Origin of the sequence: Sulfitobacter sp. HI0129, assembly GCF_001635395.1 — a bacterium.
Lineage (GTDB): Bacteria > Pseudomonadota > Alphaproteobacteria > Rhodobacterales > Rhodobacteraceae > Sulfitobacter.
In genome coordinates this window covers 1-15,639 of the sequence record NZ_LWGH01000222.1, presented here as the reverse complement: position 1 = coordinate 15,639, position 15,639 = coordinate 1, and the positions used below count along the sequence as shown (strand labels likewise).

At 62.5% G+C, this 15,639-nt stretch carries 17 protein-coding genes; 8 read left to right on the top strand and 9 right to left on the bottom strand.

What is annotated here, in order from left to right:
- The 8 genes from A3764_RS03200 to A3764_RS03165 form a co-directional block, all read right to left on the bottom strand.
- The coding region (locus A3764_RS03200) for an ATP-binding protein (protein WP_330220508.1) at positions 1 to 930 on the bottom strand (930 nt) is incomplete at its 3' end.
- Entirely contained in the window at positions 900 to 1,367 is a 468-nt protein-coding gene (locus A3764_RS03195; RefSeq protein WP_067924728.1) for a hypothetical protein, read from the bottom strand. The genes A3764_RS03195 and A3764_RS03200, both read right to left, overlap by 31 nt.
- A gap of 300 nt (positions 1,368 to 1,667) precedes the next feature.
- Positions 1,668 to 2,243 carry a c-type cytochrome gene (locus A3764_RS03190; protein WP_067920079.1) on the bottom strand — a complete coding sequence of 192 codons (576 nt, stop codon included), beginning with the start codon at positions 2,241 to 2,243 and terminating at the stop codon, positions 1,668 to 1,670.
- Positions 2,240 to 3,502 carry a PQQ-dependent sugar dehydrogenase gene (locus tag A3764_RS03185; protein ID WP_067920081.1) on the bottom strand — a complete coding sequence of 421 codons (1,263 nt, stop codon included), beginning with the start codon at positions 3,500 to 3,502 and terminating at the stop codon, positions 2,240 to 2,242. The genes A3764_RS03190 and A3764_RS03185 overlap by 4 nt, the downstream gene beginning before the upstream one ends.
- A 188-nt stretch (positions 3,503 to 3,690) precedes the next feature.
- The gene (locus A3764_RS03180; RefSeq protein ID WP_067920084.1) at positions 3,691 to 4,665 is read right to left on the bottom strand and encodes a quinone oxidoreductase family protein; all 975 of its coding nucleotides are present in this window, start codon (positions 4,663 to 4,665) and stop codon (positions 3,691 to 3,693) included.
- A gap of 64 nt (positions 4,666 to 4,729) precedes the next feature.
- A complete protein-coding gene (locus tag A3764_RS03175) occupies positions 4,730 to 6,184 on the bottom strand; it encodes an aldehyde dehydrogenase family protein (protein ID WP_067920085.1) in 1,455 nt (484 codons plus the stop codon).
- A 17-nt stretch (positions 6,185 to 6,201) separates the two neighbouring features.
- Positions 6,202 to 6,798, bottom strand: a complete 597-nt coding sequence (locus tag A3764_RS03170) for a glutathione S-transferase family protein (protein ID WP_067920088.1) — start codon at positions 6,796 to 6,798, stop codon at positions 6,202 to 6,204.
- A 2-nt stretch (positions 6,799 to 6,800) separates the two neighbouring features.
- Complete coding sequence (locus A3764_RS03165; RefSeq protein ID WP_067920090.1) at positions 6,801 to 7,598, bottom strand: SDR family NAD(P)-dependent oxidoreductase; 798 nt, start codon at positions 7,596 to 7,598, stop codon at positions 6,801 to 6,803.
- Positions 7,599 to 7,944: 346 nt separating this feature from the next.
- On the opposite strand from A3764_RS03165, the gene A3764_RS03160 reads away from it, so the two are divergent.
- The 5 genes from A3764_RS03160 (at position 7,945) to A3764_RS03140 (ending at position 12,594) form a co-directional block, all read left to right on the top strand.
- Positions 7,945 to 9,144: an ABC transporter substrate-binding protein gene (locus tag A3764_RS03160; protein ID WP_067920092.1), complete on the top strand. Its 1,200-nt coding sequence runs from the start codon at positions 7,945 to 7,947 to the stop codon at positions 9,142 to 9,144.
- A 138-nt stretch (positions 9,145 to 9,282) separates the two neighbouring features.
- On the top strand, positions 9,283 to 10,173 hold the full coding sequence (locus A3764_RS03155) for a branched-chain amino acid ABC transporter permease (RefSeq protein WP_067951155.1): 891 nt from the start codon (positions 9,283 to 9,285) through the stop codon (positions 10,171 to 10,173).
- 12 nt (positions 10,174 to 10,185) lie between these two features.
- Entirely contained in the window at positions 10,186 to 11,115 is a 930-nt protein-coding gene (locus A3764_RS03150; protein WP_067920096.1) for a branched-chain amino acid ABC transporter permease, read from the top strand.
- The gene (locus tag A3764_RS03145) at positions 11,115 to 11,882 is read left to right on the top strand and encodes an ABC transporter ATP-binding protein (RefSeq protein ID WP_067920098.1); all 768 of its coding nucleotides are present in this window, start codon (positions 11,115 to 11,117) and stop codon (positions 11,880 to 11,882) included. Before A3764_RS03150 ends, A3764_RS03145 begins: the two co-directional genes overlap by 1 nt.
- Positions 11,875 to 12,594: an ABC transporter ATP-binding protein gene (locus A3764_RS03140; protein ID WP_067920100.1), complete on the top strand. Its 720-nt coding sequence runs from the start codon at positions 11,875 to 11,877 to the stop codon at positions 12,592 to 12,594. The genes A3764_RS03145 and A3764_RS03140 overlap by 8 nt, the downstream gene beginning before the upstream one ends.
- A gap of 19 nt (positions 12,595 to 12,613) precedes the next feature.
- Here the strand turns inward: A3764_RS03140 and A3764_RS03135 are convergent, their stop codons facing one another.
- The gene (locus A3764_RS03135; protein ID WP_236628001.1) at positions 12,614 to 13,681 is read right to left on the bottom strand and encodes a LysR family transcriptional regulator; all 1,068 of its coding nucleotides are present in this window, start codon (positions 13,679 to 13,681) and stop codon (positions 12,614 to 12,616) included.
- Positions 13,682 to 13,776: 95 nt separating this feature from the next.
- Between A3764_RS03135 and A3764_RS03130 the strand changes: the two genes are divergently transcribed.
- The 3 genes from A3764_RS03130 to A3764_RS03120 all read left to right on the top strand — a co-directional run.
- Complete coding sequence (locus tag A3764_RS03130; RefSeq protein ID WP_067920102.1) at positions 13,777 to 14,727, top strand: glutathione S-transferase family protein; 951 nt, start codon at positions 13,777 to 13,779, stop codon at positions 14,725 to 14,727.
- Positions 14,728 to 14,752: 25 nt separating this feature from the next.
- A complete protein-coding gene (locus A3764_RS03125) occupies positions 14,753 to 15,181 on the top strand; it encodes an ester cyclase (RefSeq protein WP_067920104.1) in 429 nt (142 codons plus the stop codon).
- A 12-nt stretch (positions 15,182 to 15,193) separates the two neighbouring features.
- A partial coding sequence (locus A3764_RS03120) for an SDR family NAD(P)-dependent oxidoreductase (RefSeq protein ID WP_150122061.1) occupies positions 15,194 to 15,639 on the top strand: 446 nt, incomplete at its 3' end.

Sequence of the window (15,639 nt, the reverse complement as noted above, 5' to 3'; positions counted from 1 at the left end):
CGTCACCGATACCTTGCCCTCGCTCAGGGCTTGGGCATCCAGAATATCGTTGACGAGAACCAGCAGCCTGTCGCCATTCCGGGTCGCCGTATCGAGCAGTTTGAGCGCGGTTTTGTCCTCGATCGTGCCAAGCCGATGCTTCAGCAATGCCAAACCACCGAGGATGGAGGTGAGGGGCGTACGCAACTCATGACTGACGACACTCATGAAATTCATCTTCATCCGGGCCGCCGATGATGCTTCTTCCGCAAGTACGCGCATTTCGTCTTCCGCGTCGCGGGCGGCCCTGATTTCAAGCAGAAGAAAGAAGATAAAGATGGCGAGCAGGCTCAAAATCGTCGCACTGATATAGCTGATCATACGAGAAAGGGAGAGGAGGTCGGTTCTGAAATTCGACATCTCCCTCGATTTTTCGTGGGACATCGCCAAAAGAAACTCTCTCAGCGACAGGTCGAAACCTTCAAGGGCGCGCAGGATCTCCTCTGCCCTGTCCCGGCGCGCCTCGATTGTCAGATCGTTCGTGCGAAGGCTCTGAATGGCAGGTTCCAACCTTTGGAAAGTGGTCTCCAACTCGGTCACAACCGCGTCGCTGATCCCGAAACTCTCGAGAACGCGCGGCATATGGCCTTCCTGCAGGACGTTGATCTGACTCCAGGCGATATCGAAGCGCAACATCAAGTCATCAGCTGACGTATAGCCAAGGGAAAACTCCGCGATGTCTTTCTCAAGGCGCAGGAACTCAAAGTGCAGTTGCGACGCGATCCAGAGAGGATTGCTCTGTTCGGCGGTCTGGATCTGCTGGACCCTGTTTTCCAGCTTGGAAGTCGCAATAACTCCGAAAAGGGCTGCACCCATGAATAAAGCGAGCAGTAAACCTCTGGTCAGTCTTCCATGGGGAATTACTCGACGGAGATGCTCTTGAGCTGCCATACCAACCTGTCATTGTAGACGTCGTCTTGCAGTTCCGGGTAGCTGTCCATGGGATAGATGACCCAGATTGGCCCCTTTTCCCGAACCGACATTGGTTCCCCCTCACGGAGAACCGCCAGGATCACCTCGTACTCGAAAGCATCCCCTGCCGGCACGATTAAGGAATAATCGTTCAACGCCTGCATCTTGAGGGTCGCGTCGCGCGCAATATCCGCCTCTTCGAGGATCGAGCGCAAGCTCGGCCCCTGAAAGGCGGTCGCTTCGTCAACGTAGTCGTTTTTCGTCACGATAGTTTTCTGGGGCATCGCCAGCAGCTCTTCGAGCGTGAAGCTCTCTGACGCTTCAGCCGTCGTGACGGTCAGAATGTCCTGCGCATGGCCCAAAGTCGGCACGAGCAAGGCAAACAAAACGGCCCGCAGGGGGATGGCAATCTGCATTCGTTACTCCTGATCACTTTCGTCACCAGAGTTCCTTCTGGACCATATTCATGGCATTCCTAAGGCAATTATTTGAGGGATGATCAGGAGCGCGCGACGTGAAGGTTGTCAAGAATTTGCTGCCCGGCGGTCGCTGAGATTCTTATGGGGAGATGCGCAGCCCGACCGTCGAGGCGAAATACTCTCTTCGACCCGCGCCAGGGCTTTGAAAGCGCGACCTGTATTCGTAATCGGGGCCCGCGTTTCATCGCGAGCCCGGGAAAATAGATTGATCCTGCTGTCGAGGCGGATGCCACCGCCCTATTCAGATGCGGGAACGATTTCCAAGGTAACGGCGGCGTACCAATCCGCGATTTCGCGCATCTCGGCTTCCGTTATGTCGGCGACGATGCCTGACATGATCTCGCTCTCGCGTTTGCCGCGTTTGAACGCCTTGAGTTGCGTGTCGATGTAGATATTCGTCTCTCCCGCAAGGTTCGGCGCATCGGGAAGCAGCGATATGCCGTCCGCGCCGTGGCAGGCGGCACATAGTTGCGGCGCATCCTCCGCGTTCACACCATCGGGGAGCGTGGCCTTCGCCTCGTGGGCCGCGTACCACGCAGCCACGTCGGCGATCTGCTCAGGGGACAAGCTCGCGGCGACGACGCTCATCATCTCGTGCTCGCGCTGCCCGGTCTTGAATGCCAAGAGCTGCGATTCAAGGTATTCCTGCGACTCGCCCCCGATATGCGGGGCGATCGGGAGCGTGGCATAGCCATTGAGCCCATGGCAGGTGCGGCACATGTTGGCCACCTTCTTTCCGGCTTCGGGATCAGCCGCAAAGGCGCCCCCGGCGAGGATAACCCCGCCGAGAGCCAGAAGGACGCTTCGCCTCATCCGTCGGACTTCCCTACATAAGCGATCCGCCAGATCGCGCCGGCAAAGTCGTCAGAGATCAACATCGACCCATCCGGCAGGAACTCGATGTCCATCGGACGGCCCCGGTATTCGCCAGTCTCTTCGTTCAACCAGCCATCCGCAAAGACCTGTGCGTTCGTGGCATCGCCGGTTTCGGGGTCGAGTGCAGTAAACATCACACGCGCGCCGACCGGCTCTGTCCGGTTCCACGATCCGTGCTGGGCCCAGAAGATACCGCCGTGGTACTTCTCGGGAAAGCTGTCGTCATGGTAGAAGCGCATGCCCAAGTCGGCGGCATGGGGGGTCAACTGAAGCTGCGGTTCGGTGAATTCCACACCTTCGGGGCGCGGGAAATCGGCCTCCGATACGATCTCGGTTCCCGAGTTGGTCCAAGGGAAGCCGAAATGCTGTCCGGCCTCGGTCTGCCGGTTCAGCTCACCCGCCGGGATATTGTCGCCCATCCCGTCGACCTGGTTGTCGGTCCACCACAACTCACCCGTGGCCGGGTTGAAATCCTGCCCGACGGAGTTGCGCACGCCGCGGGTATAGACCTCGCGGCCCGAGCCGTCGGTGTTCATACGAACGATACCCCCGATGCCGATCTTGTCGTACATCTCGATCTTATCGACGGGCTGGACGTTGTGCGGCTGCCCGAGGGACACGTAGAGCTTCCCATCCGGCCCCACATCGCAGACGCGGGCGGAGTGGTTGAAGCTTTCTTCCTCCACCGGGATCAGCTCACCCTGCGGAACGACCTCGCCCACCGCGATATCGGGGCTTTCAAAGAAGAACTCCGCTGCCGGGAAAACCAGGATGCGGTTACGCTCGGCGATATAGAGAAATCCATCCGGCGAGAAACACGGCCCGTTCGGGATGTCGAAGGTGACCGAAGGGGCGAAATCCTTCACCTCGTCCGCGACGCGATTGCGATCGCGGTCCACGATGGACCAGACCTTGTCCTTGCGCGTTCCGGCAAACAGCACCGTACCCTGCGGCGCCATGGCCATCGAACGCGCATCCGGCACGGCTGCATATAGGCTGACTTCGAAACCCTCGGGCACATTGATATGCTCAAGGATCTCCTTGAGCGCTTCGGTGCGCTCACCCTCCTGATCGATGTATGTGAACGTAGCATCCGTCTTCTGCATGTTCGTCAGCTTGTCCATGTTGTCCTGGGCAAGCAGCGGAGTGGACAGCAACGACGTGCATAGAAAACCCGCAAAGCTGCGCTTGATCATGGTAGTTCCTCCCTAGAAAATCTTTTTTGTTCGGCCGTTCCGGGCAACCAGCAGCCTTGAATGAGGGTTGCCCGAGCTTTACGTAAAGTCAACTTTTATAGCTCGTTACCAGCGGCTTTCCCTTTGTTCACCCTACTGGAAACCAGCGGTGGGCCGTCCCGAAGCATCGCGCGAGGCGTGATCAGAACTCAGGGCATCAAAATCGTCGAACCGGTGGTCTTGCGCGCCTCAAGCGCGGCATGGACCTCGGCCACCTTGTCGAGCGGGCTCGGGGTTCCTGTCTCGATCCGCACCCTGCCTTCGGCGATGACCGCGAACAGATCCGCCGCCGCGCCGGTCAGCCAATCGCGCGACGCGGTGTGATGGAACAGCGTGGGCCGGGTCAGCCGTAGCGAATTGCTCGCCAGATGCGAGATACGAAACTGGTCCGGTGCGCCAGAGGCCTGGCCGAAACTGACCAGTGTGCCGAAGCGGCGCAGCACGGCGATCGACCCCAGAATGGTATCGGTGCCGACCCCGTCATAGACGGCGGCCACGCCTTCCCCGTCCGTCAGTTTTTTCACTTCCTCGACCCAATCGCCGCTGTTGTAGTCGATCACCGCGTCATACCCGGCCTCTTTTGCAAGCGTGCATTTTTTCGCCCCTCCGGCGGTGCCGATGGCTCGCACGCCCTTGGCCTTCAGCCATTGCCCCGCGATCTGCCCGACACCGCCGGCGGCGGCATGGACCAGCACGGTATCGCCCTTTTGCACCGCGTAGCTGTGGTGGATCAGGTAATGGACCGTAAGCCCCTTGAGCATGGCGCCCGCGGCCTGTTCGTCCTTGACGTTTTCGGGCAGATGCACCAGCGCCGCAGCCGGAAGGGTCCGGTGTGTGGCATAGGCCCCGTTGGGCACGGTATAGGCGACGCGGTCCCCGGGCTTGAACTCGGTGAACCCCTCGCCCACCGCCTCGACCACGCCCGCGCCTTCCGAACCCAGCACAAGATCGCGCTCCACCGGCCACGGGTAGGATCCGGTGCGGAAATAGACATCGATGAAATTGACGCCGATGGCGGTATGCCGGATCAGCACCTCGCCGTTCTTGGGCCGGGGCGGGTCGATGTCGCGCCGTTCGAGGATTTCCGCGCCACCGGGCCGGGGGGCTACGATCGCATAGGCCATGAGGTCTCTCCTGAAGTTGGGTTTGCTGAAGCCTAGCGCCGGAAACGGCGGCGCGACAGGGGCGTCAGTATTTCACCGTCACGGTCTTGGTGTGTGAATAATGGTGGATCGCCTCGATCCCCTTTTCGCGCCCGTAGCCTGAATTCTTGTACCCGCCAAAGGGGGTCTGCACCGACATCGTGTTCCAGACGTTGACAAAGATCTGGCCCGCGTTGATCCGGTCCGCCACCCGCAGGGCGCGGCTGATGTCGCGGCTCCAGAGCGTGCCGATCAGCCCATAATCGCTGTCGTTCGCCATGCGCACCGCGTCCTCTTCGGTGTCGAAGGGGATGGCGACGCCCACGGGCCCGAAGATTTCTTCGCGGGCGATCCGCATGTCGTTGTTCACGTCCGCGTAGAGGGTGGGTTTCACGAAGAAACCGTCCTCACAGCCCGGCACATCGGCCTTGCCGCCACCTGCGACCAACCGCGCGCCGTCCTCCTCGGCCACGCGGAAATAACTCTGCACCCGCTCGAACTGCGGCGGGGTGATGATGGGCCCGAGGCTCTCGCCGGGTTTTACCGTTTCCAGCGCCTGTGCCATCTTTTCAACGAAGGCGTCATAGACCGAGCGTTGGACGAGGATGCGGGTGCCAGCGGAACAGACCTGACCGGCGTTCAGGGTGAAGCCTTTCACGGCTTCCGTCGCGGCAAGGTCCAGATCGGCATCCTCAAAAACGATGTTGGCCGACTTGCCGCCCAATTCCAGCGTCAGCGGAATGATCCGTTCGGCGGCGATGCGACCGATGGCCCGCCCCACCCCGACCGAGCCTGTGAAAGCCACCTTTCGCACCGCGTCGTGTTTTACGATGGCCTCGCCCACGGCCTGCCCGGTGCCCAGCACGATGTTTATGACGCCCTTGGGAAAGCCCACCTCCGTCGCCAGCCGCGCCATTTCGATGGTGGTCTGGGAGGTGATCTCCGACGGTTTCGCCACCACGACGTTGCCCGCCACCAGGGCGGGTGCGATGGCCCGCGCCGCCTGATTCAGCGGCAGGTTCCACGGGGTGATGACACCGATGATCCCATAGGGTTCACGCTTGGTGAACACATGCTGGTCAGGCGCCACATCGAGCACATCGCCCGTGGGCAGGTAGACAAGGCTGCCATAGAATTCGAAATACTGGGCGCTGCCCTCGATCTCGGCCAGGGCGCCCGCCATAGGTTTGCCGCTGTCCGCGCGCTCCATCTCCGCCAGCCGGTCCTTGTTGTCCCGCAGGGCCTTGGCAAGCGCGAGCATCAACCGGCCCCGGTCGGCGGCGACGAAATGGCGCCAGCCGTCGCGGGCCTGTTCCGCCGCGTCCACGGCACGCGCCACGTCATCGGCGGTGCCCGACGCGACCCGCAGATGCGGCTGGCCGGTGAGCGGTGTCAGCGTTTCCAGATAGTCGCCGCCCGCCGGTCCGGCGGATTCCCCCGCGATCCAGTGGTCGAGCTTGCGCAGGGTGCTGTCGGTCTTTTCGAGCGTATCAAGGGTCATCGGAAGCTCCGGGGCGATCAGATATAGGGCATGGTCGCTTCGACCGAAGGATGGCCCTGCTGCCGGTCGCGCCATTGGCGCAGGTTCGGCAGATCGGCGAGCCAGTCGCGATCGGTGAAGCGGAAGGTGACGTAGTCGATCAGCGTGACGGCGGCGAAGTTGGCGATGTCAGGCCGATCGGAGAAGTCGCGCGGCGGGTTTGCGTCGAGCCGCTTGAGCCCCTCCGCGATGCTGCGGAACCGTTTGGAGCCGACCATGTCGGTGTCGAAGCTGTCGGACGACTTGCGGCCGATGATGATCGCGGTCGAGGCCTCCGTCGCGCCGAGCGCCGGGGCGGCGATGGCCAGCGTCTCGGCAAGACCGTCGGACGGGAAGACGCTGGGGCCCGCGATATCGTCCAGATACCGCAGGATCAGATGCGCCTCCGCGATGGCGTGACCGTCGTCCGTGATCAGGGTGGGGACCCGGCCCGCCGGATTGGCCTTCAGGAAGGCCGCCGGATCGCCCCATGGGTCCACGACCTCCAGCTCGACCCGGTCGGAAAGACCCTTTTCCTCGATGGCAAGGCGCACGAGGCGGACAAAGGGAGAGGTGGTGTTGATATAGAGATGCATGTTTACTTGACCTTCAGCGTGATGCCGCCATCAACCACCAGTTCGATGCCGGTGATATGCTTGGCTTCGTCCGAGGCGAGGAAGACAGAGGCATAGGCGACATCCCAACCATCGCCCATCTTCCCCAGCGGTACCAGTGCGTCGCGCGCGTTTACCATCGCCTCGGTTGAGCCGTAGACGGAGGTGACATTGCCCTTGTGAATGAGCGGCGTGTTCATCAGCCCCGGCAGGATCGAGTTACAGCGGATGCCCTTGGGCCCGTAGTTCAGCGCAATGTCGCGGGTAAAGGCGTTCACCGCCCCCTTGGAGGCAGAATAGCTGATGCAGGAATAGCCCAGCGAATGGGTCGAGGCGATGGAAGAGATGTTGATGATCGACCCGCCGCCCTGATCGGCCATTATCGGCAGGATGTGCCGGCAGGTCAGGTAGATGGATTTGACGTTCACGGCCATCAACCGGTCCCACTGTTCCTCGGAGAGGTCCTCGGGGCCGCCCGGGTCGATGATGCCGACGTTGTTGTCCAGCACGTCGATGCGGCCGAAGGCGTCCATGCATTTCTTCACCGCCGCCTTGACCTGATCGGCCTTCGACACGTCGCAGACGGCGGTTTCGACCGTGCCGCCTTCTTCCCGGATGATGGAGGCGGTTTCCTCGACGGCCTCTTCCTTGAGGTCGAGCGCGAAGATCTTTGCCCCTTCACGGGCCATGGCGACCGCAGCGGCCTTGCCGTTGCCCCAGCCGGGGCCGATAGAGCCCGCGCCCGAGAAAAAGACCACTTTGTCCTTCAGACGGTCAGTCATTGCTTGTCTCCATGCCTGTACTTCGATTTCGCGGAGGATGGCGTGGAAACCGGGAGATCCACAAATACCAAGCCGCTCTATCGGCTATAGGTTGATCATCTAGCCCTTGGGCAGGCCTCTGGAGGCGAACGGAAAAATCGCTGAAAAGTGCGGTCAGCCGCTCGAAATATGGGCCGCCTCGACCGCCTGCAGACCGGATAGAGCGAAAACATATAGCCTCGAATGGAAAACCATATTTCTCCTTACGCAGGGTAATGCGGCATCACGTCGCCATCGGACCGCGCCCGGGCGGCACCACAGCCAAGCCCTGCCCCGGTCCCGACATATCCTGAGGAGGAGGAGACACATGAAGCTGAAAGCATTCATCAAGGCGGGGCTGCTGAGCGCCTCGACCCTGGCCATGGCGACCGCCGCCGCGGCGCAGGACAAGGCCGTGCGCATCGTCGGTTCCGGCGCCAGCTCTGGCGTGGTCGGCATCTTTGGCCAGAACTCGAGCGCCGCCATGGCCGCGGCTTTCGACAAGATCAACGAAGAGGGTGGCGTCAAGCTCGCCGACGGCTCGAAGGCGATGATCGAAACCGAATACTACGACGACCGCTGCAATGCCGAAGAAGGCATTTCCGTCCTGCGCCGCATCGCTTCGACCGACGCGCTGGTCGCCATTGGGCCTACCTGCTCGAACGTGGCCGAGCCCCTGTTCGGCATCCTGCAGGCGCAGGTCGATGACGCGGGCGACACCGGGCTGCAGTTCCCGGTTTTTACCGATGTGGCGATCAAGGGCGGGCTGGCAGGCATCTCTGAATGGGTGTTCCGCAACACGCCCTCCGAAGCCAAGATGTACGACGATCTGTTCGCCTGGATCCGTGCGGAGCATCCCGATCTGAAAACGATCTATGGCGGCGTCGAAGAGGATTTCGCGCATTCCCGATTCACCTGGTACGAGGTGATGAAGAAAGCAGCCGAGAAACATGGGTTCGAAGTGGTGGGAGAAGCGCAGTGGCTGCTATCGGACACAAACTTTTCTAACCAGGCGCGCGCCATGCGCCGGGCCGAGCCGGACGTGGTGGCGATTTCCGCCCATCCCTTCACCACCTGCGGGATGCTGCGTGAAATGTCCCGCCAGAAGATCAAGCCCAAGGTGCTCGTTGGGCTGACGTCCTCCTCCTCGCTGGAAACCCTGTCGGGTTGCCCGGATGAAGCGCAGGGTCTCACCATCCCCACGAGCTTCGCCCCGGTGAACGACAATTCGAAAGCAGCCGCCGAAGCGGTTGTCGCCAAGGGCGGGCAGATGGACCTGCACAGTGCTTCTGCGTGGGAAAACGCGATGATCCTGAAGGAAGTGATCGAGGCTGCAGAGATCGAGGGCACGCCTGCCTCTGTCGAGGAAGACCGCCGCAAGATCCGCGATGGACTGGCCGCGCTGACCGAAGCCGACGGCCTGCTGGGCGTCAACGTTCGCCAGCCGGACGGCGAGGCGGTGAAGCCCTTCGTATTTGTCCATGCACAGGGCAAGGGCTGGGAAGTCCTGCACGACCCGAAAAGCTGACCGGACGCGGGCGCGCGCCTCCCCGGGGGCGCGCCCGTTCGACTTACCACGCCCTGCCCTGTCTCTGCTGCCGTCCTTTACCACGAGCGGTGATCAACGCGGGGCGGGGATGAAGGCGGCAAAGCCAAAGGACCCGTCATGGACTATTTCTTCTTCATCGACTTCCTGCAGTCCCTGACCGACGGGCTGCTCTTTGGAACCACCTATGCGCTGATCGGCATCGGCTTTACCCTGATTTTTGGCGTGATGCGCAAGCTGAACCTCGCCTATGGCGCCGCGGCGCTGGCGGGCACCTACATCGGTCTCGCGGCCTTTCTCAGCTTCGATGCGCCGCCGACGCTGGTTTTCCTGCTCTCGGCGCTGGGGTCAGGCGTGATCGGCATTCTGGTCTACTACTGCTGCTTTCGTTTCACCCCGNCAGACTACCCGATGGCCTCGCTTCTTGCCTCGGTGGGGATGCTGCTCTTCATCGAAGAGGTGGTGATCCATGCCAGCCACGGCATGCCCTTCCCCTACCCTTCGGTGTTCCGCGATGCCACGATCGAGCTGGGTGACATCTGGATCAGGGGCGATCTGCTTTTCGTCTTCGGTATCTGTGTGGTTGCGATGGCGGTGCTGTTCTGGCTGCTCTACCGGACGCCGCTGGGCCTTGCGACCCGCGCCGTCAGCCAGCAACCGCGCGCCGCGGCGCTCTGTGGCATCGACCCGACGCGCGTCAACCTGCTGACCTTCGGCATCACCGGGATATTGGGCGGCATCGCCGGCGCCATGACCGCCGCCGCCGTGGGCGTCCTGTCACCGATCATCGCGATGGGCCTGACCGTGAAGGGGCTGATCGCCGTCGTCATCGGTGGCTTGGGTTCCATCCCGGGTGCCATCATCGGCGGGCTGCTGGTCGGCGCGGCGGAGAACATCTTCCTGCTGCTGCGCGGCGTCACCGAGCGCGACATCTACGTGATGCTCCTACTTTTTTTGTTCCTCGTCCTGCGTCCCGGCGGCCTTTTCGGTTCGACCGCGGGCCGCGACTGATCGGAGGCCGCAATGGATTTCTACTTCGGACTACTGCAGATCTTCGGCGTTCACACCCTGCTGGGCCTTTCCGCCTACGTGGTGCTGCTGACCGGACAGGTCACCATGGCACAGGCGGGGTTTTACGCCATCGGCGCCTATAGCGCCGGAGCCGCCACGGCGATGTTCGGGCTGCACATCCTGCCCGCCGTCATCCTTGCAGGGTTGGTCACCGCCGGTATCGCCTGCATCGTGGGTTTTCCCGCGTTGCGCGTGAAGGGGCTGATGCTGGTGGTCGCAACGCTGGCCTTCGGCGAAATGGTACGGCTGTTCTTCTTCAACCTGACATGGCAGGTCGAACGCGGCGGTGAAATGGTCGGCCCGAACGGGGCGGAAGGTTTCCGTGCCATCCGCTATTTTCCCGAAAACGGCTGGGAAGTGTGGCATGTCACGGTTTTCATCTGGATCGTCGTTGCCGTAATCATGGCCGCCCTGTGGTGGATGGACCACAGCCGTGCAGGTGCCGTCCTGCGCGCCGTGGGCCATGACGAGACCGCCGCGCAGTCCGTCGGCCTCAACCTCACCGCCGTGAAGGTGGGTGCCATGACGCTGGGCGGTTTCATCGCCGGTGTCGGGGGCGGGATCTATGCTCACACCGTGACCCATATCGAACATGGCGTGTTCGGCGTGCTGCTGGCCACTTTTGCCATCGCCTACCCCATCCTCGGCGGATTGGGGTCCGTCTTCGGCACCGTCATCGCGGTGCTCTTCATCCAGGGCTTCCTGATCGAGGGGCTGCGTTTCGTGGGTGACTGGCGTTCGCTGCTCTTCGGGGCGCTGATCGTGGTGGCGATGAACCTCAGGCCGCATGGGTTGCTGGGCGAACACGCACCGAACCTCAGACGCATCTTCGGGCGGGAAAAGACCGAACGGGAAGCCCTCAATACCAAGGAGGCCAAGTGATGCTCGCGCTCGACAACCTGTCAAAGCACTTCGGCGGCGTGCGCGCCGTCGACGCGGTCGACCTCACGTTTCGGGAGGGCGAGATATTTGGCCTGATCGGTCCCAACGGATCCGGCAAGTCGACGACGGTAAACCTGATCACCGGGCTTTATACGCCCACCACCGGGACCGTCATGCTCGACGGGCATGACCTCACCCAGATGGCGCAGCATGAGCGGACGGCAATGGGCGTGGCGCGCACGTTCCAGAACATCCGACTCTTCGGCAACCTCAGCGTTGCGCAGAACCTCTGGGTGGCGCAGAACGGGCGCACGCAGCGGCGCGAACATTTCATGTCGCGCTGGTTCAAGGCCGGCGGGGAACACGGGCCAGAGATCGAGGACCTGCTGCGTTTCTCGCGCCTGCATACGAAACGCGATCTGCCCGCCAGCGCCCTCTCCTTCGGCGAGATGCGGCGGCTGGAAATGGCCCGGGCGCTGGCCTCCAACCCGCGCATCGTGCTGCTGGACGAACCGGCCGCGGGCGCCAGCCTTGAGGACGGCCAGCTTTTGGCCGAACGCATCCGTGATATCCGCGAGCGGGGCGTTACCGTCCTTTTGATCGAGCATATGATGGAGCTTGTCATGGGCATTTCCGACCGGATCGCGGTGCTCAACTTCGGGCGCAAGATCGCCGAAGGCACGCCCGCCGAGGTACAGGCCAACCGCGACGTCCGGGCGGCCTACCTCGGCAGCAAACATGAAGACGAGGAGCTGATCCATGCTTGAGATCCGTGACATCAGGACATCCTACGGCAAGATCGCCGCACTCAAGGGCGTGTCGCTCGACATCCGCGAAGGCGGGCTGACCTGCCTGCTGGGTCCCAACGGCGCCGGCAAGACGACGCTGATCTGGACCATCGCCGGTATCCTCAAGGCGCAATCCGGTTCGATGAAGCTGGGCGGCGATGAACTGGCGGGGCTGAAGCCGCATCATATCGTCGAAAAGGGCGTGGTGACGGTGCCGGAAAACCGGCTCGTCTTTCCCGAGATGACGGTAAAAGACAACCTCGTGGCCGGAGCATTCTCGCGCCGCAAGGCCAAGGGTGGCATCGGCGACGATCTCGAAGCGGTGCTTGACCGCTTTCCCCGTCTACGTGAGCGCGCCAATCAGGAAGCGGGTACGCTTTCGGGCGGCGAGCAGCAGATGCTCGCCGTGGGCCGCGCGCTGATGGCCCGGCCGAAGATCCTTTTGATGGACGAACCCTCTACCGGGCTCGCGCCGATCATCGTGGAAGAGATTTTCGAGATCATCGGCCAGCTGCGCGATGAGGGGCGGACCATCTTCCTAGTCGAACAGAACGCAAACCTCGCGCTGGACTATGCGGACCACTTCTATCTGCTTGAGCAAGGCCATGTCACCTTTGGCGGCAAGCCCGGAGAGGTTGACCATGACGAGTTGATCCAGCGCGCCTATCTCGGGGCGCGAAAGGCAAGCTAGGCCCGTGGCGCGGTGCAGATCACTCCGCCGCGTCGCTTTTCGGATCGAAGGCCTGCCAGATGCCACGGGCCAGCAGATCGCGGATCACCTCAAGCGTGATGCGCTCAACCTCCTGACTGGCGCGGGTAACCGGCTTTGCCGGGTTGCGCACCAGATAGACCGGGCGCACCAGCCGCGGCTCAACGATCGGGGCCATGATCAGCTCCCCCCGCTCGACATAGTCGATGGCGGCGGCGGGGGCGAGGATCGTATAGCCGCTACCCCGCGCCACCATGGTCTTGATATGGCCCAGCCCGTCCATTTCGGTTGCGATGTTGAGCGATACGCCGGTCGGCTTGATCGAGCGGTCAATCATCACGCGCAGCCCGTGCTGGGGGGACGGCAGAACAAGTTCCACCTGTGGCAGTTCCGACACCGGCACCGGCGATCCGGGACTGCTGTCGAACGGCCATGCATCCGGAGCGGAAAAGAAATGCAGCTCCTCGGTCATCAGTTGGCGGTGGTTCAGGTGCCGCACGGTGCCGATATCGTAGAGGATCCCCAGATCGACGGTCTGACCATCCAGCCAGTCCTTGATAAAGCCGCTCATGGCGTCGATGGCGCGCAGCTTCACCTTGGGCAGTTCGAGCCGCACGGTTTCGGCCAGAGGGACCGACAGCACCATGGCGATGGAACTGGGAAGACCGAAGCTCACCGCGCCCTGCGGTTCGCTGCCCGATTGCCGGACGGCGTCCCGCGCGCGGTCGAGCGCGGCGATCACCTCATGCGCGTGGCTCAGCAGCACCTCGCCGGACTGGGTCAGGGTCACGCCGCGCGGCGACCGGTCGAGCAGGGTGACGTCCAACTCGCGTTCCAGCGCGATCACATGCTGCGACAGGGACGGCTGGGCCACGTTGACCCGTTGCGCCGCCGCCGACAGCGACCCCTCTTCGGCGATGGCCACGAAATATCTCAGCTGGCGTATGTCCATAAGCGTCTCCCCCCCCGGGGCATGATACTGCAAGTCTGGCCGGTGGAAACATCTGGTTCTGAACGAAAAGGTCCCCGCGACAAGGTAGGCATCGACCCATCGGACCAGCGCCGCCATAGCATTATCCTCTAGCCCCCGGACCGAAGCGGTATTTCCTCGCGGCATCGTCCCGCTGGTACCTTCGGGCCAATTCAGCGGAGGAGCACGCGAAAATGACCGATATCATCCTGCATCATTACGACCTTTCACCCTTTTCGGAAAAGATCAGGCTCGCCCTCGGGCACAAGGGGCTGGCGTGGAAATCAGTCAAGGTTGAGGCGGTGCCGCCGCGTCCGCTGCTCGATGTTCTCACCGGAGGTTATCGCCGGCTGCCGGTCATGCAGGTCGGTGCCGACATCTATTGCGATACCGAAGTGATCTTCGCCGCGCTGGAACGCATCCAGCAGGAACCCACGCTTTATCCGCAGGGCGAAGGCATTGCCAAGGCGCTGTCGCACTGGTGGGACCGGGCGACATGGAAGGCCGCGATCGGCATTCTGGTAAACTACATCGGCGATGCCCTTCCCGAAGAGTTCCTGCGCGACCGCAAGGAGCATTACCTTGGCTACGACATCTCCAAACAGGGTATGGCCCCCTTGTTCCCCGCCTATGTCCAGCAGATGACCGCCTTCGCGGAATGGCTCGATTCGATGCTGAAGGAAAACGGCGATTTCCTGACCGGCGACCGGCTCAGCGCGGCGGACCTGACCTGCCATCATTCGCTGTGGCTGCTGCGGGCCAACTGCGGGAAAGATGAAATCGACGCGCGGCTGAACCTTTCATCCCGTGTCACCGGCTGGATGGACCGGGTCGCAGCGGTCGGCCACGGCGACCCCTCCGAGATGAGCCCCGAGGATGCCCTGCAGGTGGCTAAATCAGCAGACCCCTCCGGGGATTTCGGGGCCGATGCCGATCCTACCGGATTCACGCTGGGATCCTCCGTCACGATCACGCCGAACGACAACGCACGCGTCCCGGTCGAAGGAACGCTCGTGGCTGCGGACGCGCAGGAAATCGTCATTGCCCGGGACACCCCCGAGGCAGGCAAACTGCATATCCACTTCCCGCGCGCAGGCTTCGATGTACTGCCTGCTGACAGTAGCTCCACCCGTTCCGCCGCCTGAACCGCTCTATAAAGGACACCGTTTCATGACCGACCGTGATACCATCGAAGCCAACCGGCAGCGCGCCAAGGACTACTTCAAGGCTTTCGCCACGAAGGACCGCGACTGGCTGGAAGCCAATGTGGCCCAGTCCTACGTCCGCCGCGACACCAACCTGCCGTTCGAGGTGAAGGGCCCCGAGGGTGTGCTGGAACTCGGCGACCTGTTGCTGGGGGCGTTCTCTGAAATCGAACTCGATGTGCAGGATACCGTGGCCGAAGACGACAAGGTGCTTGTCCGGCTGCAATTCCGCGGTGTGCACTCCGGCGCCTTCGGCGATTACGAAGCCACGGGCAAACGGTTCGACGTGGCCGTGCTGGATCTCTTCCGCATGGAAGACGGCAAGATCGCCGAACAATGGCCTGCCATCGACAACATCGGTCTGCAGCAGCAGATCGGCATGTTGCCCGCCTGAGGAACCGATATCATGCGTTTAGACGGTAAAACGGCGCTAGTGACAGGCGGCGCTGCAGGCTTCGGTGCCGAAATCGCCCGCACCTTCGCACGCGAAGGGGCAAAGGTCGTGATCCTCGATCTCGACGGCGCGGCGGCTGAGGCCACTGCGAAAGACATCGGCGAAGCGGCCCGGGCCGTCACCGGCGACGTGACCCGCGCGGAGGACATCGCGCGGGCGGTCGAGGCGGCGCGCAGCCATGGCGGAAAGATCGACATCGTCGTCAACAATGCCGGCTGGACGCATCGCAACAAACCCCTGCTCGATGTCACGGAGGACGAATTCGACCGGGTCTATGCGATCAACGTCAAGGCGCTTTTCCATATGACGAACGCGGTCGTCCCGGTGATGCGCGAACAGGGCGGTGGTGTGATGATCAACATCGGCTCCACCGCCGGGATCCGCCCGCGCCCCGGGCT

Bases quoted from the DNA above. Each gene is read 5' to 3' on its own strand.
- A3764_RS03195 (WP_067924728.1), bottom strand. From the start codon at position 1,367: ATGCAGATTGCCATCCCCCTGCGGGCCGTTTTGTTTGCCTTGCTCGTG.
- A3764_RS03190 (WP_067920079.1), bottom strand. From the start codon at position 2,243: ATGAGGCGAAGCGTCCTTCTGGCTCTCGGCGGGGTTATCCTCGCCGGG.
- A3764_RS03185 (WP_067920081.1), bottom strand. From the start codon at position 3,502: ATGATCAAGCGCAGCTTTGCGGGTTTTCTATGCACGTCGTTGCTGTCC.
- A3764_RS03180 (WP_067920084.1), bottom strand. From the start codon at position 4,665: ATGGCCTATGCGATCGTAGCCCCCCGGCCCGGTGGCGCGGAAATCCTC.
- A3764_RS03175 (WP_067920085.1), bottom strand. From the start codon at position 6,184: ATGACCCTTGATACGCTCGAAAAGACCGACAGCACCCTGCGCAAGCTC.
- A3764_RS03170 (WP_067920088.1), bottom strand. From the start codon at position 6,798: ATGCATCTCTATATCAACACCACCTCTCCCTTTGTCCGCCTCGTGCGC.
- A3764_RS03165 (WP_067920090.1), bottom strand. From the start codon at position 7,598: ATGACTGACCGTCTGAAGGACAAAGTGGTCTTTTTCTCGGGCGCGGGC.
- A3764_RS03160 (WP_067920092.1), top strand. From the start codon at position 7,945: ATGAAGCTGAAAGCATTCATCAAGGCGGGGCTGCTGAGCGCCTCGACC.
- A3764_RS03150 (WP_067920096.1), top strand. From the start codon at position 10,186: ATGGATTTCTACTTCGGACTACTGCAGATCTTCGGCGTTCACACCCTG.
- A3764_RS03145 (WP_067920098.1), top strand. From the start codon at position 11,115: ATGCTCGCGCTCGACAACCTGTCAAAGCACTTCGGCGGCGTGCGCGCC.
- A3764_RS03140 (WP_067920100.1), top strand. From the start codon at position 11,875: ATGCTTGAGATCCGTGACATCAGGACATCCTACGGCAAGATCGCCGCA.
- A3764_RS03135 (WP_236628001.1), bottom strand. From the start codon at position 13,681: ATGGCGGCGCTGGTCCGATGGGTCGATGCCTACCTTGTCGCGGGGACC.
- A3764_RS03130 (WP_067920102.1), top strand. From the start codon at position 13,777: ATGACCGATATCATCCTGCATCATTACGACCTTTCACCCTTTTCGGAA.
- A3764_RS03125 (WP_067920104.1), top strand. From the start codon at position 14,753: ATGACCGACCGTGATACCATCGAAGCCAACCGGCAGCGCGCCAAGGAC.